This window comes from Psychrobacter lutiphocae DSM 21542 (assembly GCF_000382145.1).
Classification (GTDB): Bacteria; Pseudomonadota; Gammaproteobacteria; order Pseudomonadales; family Moraxellaceae; genus Psychrobacter; species Psychrobacter lutiphocae.
Genome location: NZ_KB907698.1, coordinates 1 through 1,372, shown reverse-complemented (window position 1 = coordinate 1,372; position 1,372 = coordinate 1). Strand labels below are relative to the sequence as shown.

At 51.7% G+C, this 1,372-nt stretch carries 1 protein-coding gene; it reads right to left on the bottom strand.

The window, feature by feature from the left end; translation table 11 throughout:
• On the bottom strand, positions 1 to 1,372 hold a 1,372-nt coding region (locus tag H140_RS16100; protein ID WP_019674181.1), incomplete at both ends, for a transferrin-binding protein-like solute binding protein.

The window sequence follows — 1,372 nt, the reverse complement described above, 5'->3', positions numbered from 1 at the left end:
GTGGTCACAGTAAAGTCGCTTGGCAACCCAGCGGCTGTTGTACCAACATTGATAGTTTGTACACCGCTCTTCGCTGACTCAGGCGCATTCTTAATCTTGGCTGCGGCTGCAGCATCAGTGGCTGCTTGTAGTGCTGCTTGTGCATCTGCTACTTGTTTCTCAGCTGCGGCAATGGCGTCTTGTGCAGCCTGTTGGGCAGCTGCGGCTTTGTCATTGGCAGCTTGTAGCGCGTTTTCTCTGCGCTTAACTTCTGCTTCTAGCGCTTCTGTGTTACCACCACCGCCAGCTAGGGCAGCTTGTAAGGCAGCTTCTGCTTCTGCTAAAGCTTTTTGTGCGTCTGCTAACTCTGATTTAGCCGTTTCTGCTTCTTGCTGTGCTTTGTCCGCTTTGGCTTCCTCTGCTGTGGCTAGCTTGTTAGCAGCGTCTGCTGCTTGCTTCGCTTGCAGTGCATCTGCCTCTGCTTTTTCTTTCTGTTTATTCGCTTCGGCAACTAAGTTTTCAGCATCTGTCTTCGCTTTTTCAGCGGCTGCATTCGCGGCTAAAGCTTCGGCTTTGGCTTGTTCTGCTGCTGTGTTGGCAGCTTTTGTTTCTGCTTTAGCTTCTGCAACTAACTTCTCAGCTTCAGCTTTGGCCTCATCCACTGCTTTGTCGGCTGCTGCTTGGGCAGCTACTAGGGCATTTTCAGCAGCTGCTTGTGCTTCCTTAGCTGCGGCCTCAGCAGCTTGTGCTTTGTCTGCTAACTCTTCGGCAGCGGCTTTGGCTTGCTCAGCGGCTGCTGCACGGGCTAAGGCATCGGCTAGACCACCGTCTCCGCCTTCACCAGCATTTTCAAGATTCGCTTTCGCTTGCTCTAATGCTGCTTGTGCTTTCTTGGCATCAGCCTGAGCTTTCTCTGCGGCGGCTTTAGCAGCATCTGCTGCTGCTTGCTGCTCTGCAATGGCCGCTTGTGCTGCGTCTGCTTTTGCCTGTGCATCTAGGGCGGCTTGTTCGGCTGCTGTTTGTGCATCCGACTTGGCACCATAAGTACCTTGAGCGCCGTTACCTTCGTAAACACCGCCTAGGTATTGTGCATCACCACCGTAGAATCCGCCTTCGGTTGCATAACCATTGTTGCTGTCTGCGCTTCCTGAGAATTGGTTACCATCAATGTTAGCAGTCAAACCAATGTTACCAGCTTGAGCAAATTTCAATTCACCTTTTACATTTTTTGCGACAAAGTCGGCAGTAAACGTAGAAGTACCAAACTCAATCTCATTACCTAAGCCCAGCTTACGATAGGTCGCATCACCGGTATAGCCGACGGTACCTTCGGTTGGTACGTTGGCAGCTTGGGTGGCGTTACCAAGTGCAGCCACACCATCTACTGGAATGT